2 protein-coding genes are annotated in these 2,152 nt (G+C 42.6%); both read left to right on the top strand.

Annotation, left to right across the window (positions count from 1 at the left end; genetic code table 11):
- The coding region (locus tag ACKI5G_RS03710; RefSeq protein WP_407397762.1) for an efflux RND transporter permease subunit at positions 1-521 on the top strand (521 nt) is incomplete at its 5' end.
- 106 nt (positions 522-627) lie between these two features.
- The coding region (locus ACKI5G_RS03705) for a DNA translocase FtsK 4TM domain-containing protein (RefSeq protein WP_407397760.1) at positions 628-2,152 on the top strand (1,525 nt) is incomplete at its 3' end.

Genomic DNA, 2,152 nt, shown 5'->3' with positions numbered 1-2,152 from the left:
TTTTGTTTGTATTCCTCTGTCTAGCGGCGTTGTATGAGAGCTGGAGTGTACCATTTGCGGTGCTTCTCTCGGTGCCTACAGGAATCTTTGGCGCATTCTTCGTTCAGTACACATTGCTATATACCGAAGCAATATTTGGGTATCTTAATTCCGGTCTCCAGAACAGTATCTATATGCAGATAGGTGTTATCATGCTCATGGGGTTGGCAGCCAAGAACGCTATTCTGATCGTAGAGTTCGCCAAGGCCCGTGTTGATGCCGGTATGGAACCGGTGAAGGCCACCATAGAAGCTGCGGGGTTACGCCTTAGACCGATACTTATGACCTCCCTGGCCTTTGTTATTGGCTGTCTGCCGTTAGCCATGGCCTCTGGTGCTGGTTCAGCAGCCAGAAACAGTATGGGTACAGCAGTAGTTGGTGGAATGTTCTTCGCCACACTTCTGGGTGTATTCCTGATACCTCTACTATATTGCTTGGTTGTCAAGCTGACTAATTTAAGAAATAAAGATAAAGAATTGTAACAGATTGTTTTTAGCAAAAGAGACTATTGATGAAGTAGTCTCTTTTCTTATGTTGTTTTATTTGATAAAATATATGCTAGCGCCTTTATTTAACGAGGTGAAAAATTTGCAGAAAAAAGTAACTAAACGCTCTGGTAAAGAGAAAAATAAACATATAAAATCCAAAAATAAAACTAAGGCAGCCAATAAGAAGGCGGATGTAAAGGAAAAAGTAGAGGAAGTAACTGAAACTTCCACCAGAAAGCCGGAAATTATTGGTATTATTTTTGTGGCCATTGGTCTTATTTCCCTTTGTGGCTTACTGGGGTTAAATGTGGGCTTTGTAGGCCTTAAGTTTGCCCGTTTTTTGAAGTATTTCTTTGGTATTGGTGCATCAGCAGTTTCCTTGCTGTTTGTAGTTTGTGGCGGCTATTACATAATGCAGCACAAAAAAGAGGATATTAATAAGACATCAGTGGGAGTAATGTTATTATTATTTTCCCTATTGGCGATGTATCATCATATTTTGATACCCTTTGGCAAGGAAATTTTACCGGAAAGCCTGGCGGATGGTGGCGGAATCATAGGTGGAATGATTGCCCTGGTACTCCATAAGCCCCTGGCCAGCACTGGTACCACGATTGTCTTGGCAGCAGCCATAATTGGTTCTGTTCTCCTGGCAACTCCTTGGTCCTTGGCTACGGGGATATTGTACACCAAGGAAGCCTCGGAAAAGGGAGCTGGCATGGCTTTGGATGTGGCGGAAGTGGTCTATGATGGGGCCAAAAATGTCGGTTCAAAGGTACAGAATCATGTAGGAGAACAGGTTCAGCGAATTAAAAGCAAGAAGTCTTTTTATAATCAGGCGAATGATGCCTCCTTTATTGATGATGGCCCGGCGATGTCGCAAAATACATCAAATGATGCTATTACCGATACTGGGGATATAAATACCATAATTAAACTGGATGGCAGTACAGATGCCCCAACTTGGCAGGCGCCGGAGCCAACAGGGGAGAAGGTGCCCTTTGACGGTCCTGATATGAATGGCTATGTGGAAAGTGATTATGGCCATGGATATAGTCAGTCTGAATATGGTAATGAAGCATACGTCAGTGAATTTGCCCAAAAGGCCGCTAGCAAGTTAAATAAAAACCTGAAGAAACTGGATACTTCTGGTTTTGTTAATGTGCAGGAAAACAAAATTCCCGATAAGGCCTTTGATAATTGGCGGTTTAGAAATAACGGGGAAGATATGGAAGAATTGACCCCGGAAGAATTGGCAGAATTTGAAGCCTTGAACAATCAAAATTGGCAAGATATTCAGACTGAAGAGGAAGCAGAAGCAGAAACCGAAACCGAAATCGAAGTCGAAGAAGAATTTGTGGACTCCACTACTGATGAAAGCCCTCTGATTGTTAGTTCCATTGATGAATTATTGATGGATGATCATGAGGATACTAATAATGCTGATGATAATGACAATACGGATGACAGTGATGAAAGTACGGAGCCGGAGTCCGAAATATTTGAATTTGACGGCATTGATGAGATCGTTGAACCAGAGGAATATACAGATGAAGCGGCTGAAGAAGGTTTTGCCATAGAGTTTAGCTCGGACAATGAGGGAGAGTCCTCCTTTACCAAGAGCT

Source organism: Anaerovibrio sp. (assembly GCF_045637405.1).
Taxonomy (GTDB): Bacteria; Bacillota; Negativicutes; order Selenomonadales; family Selenomonadaceae; genus Anaerovibrio.
Note: the sequence above shows the minus strand (reverse complement) of the source record. Positions and strands in the feature narration are given on the sequence as shown.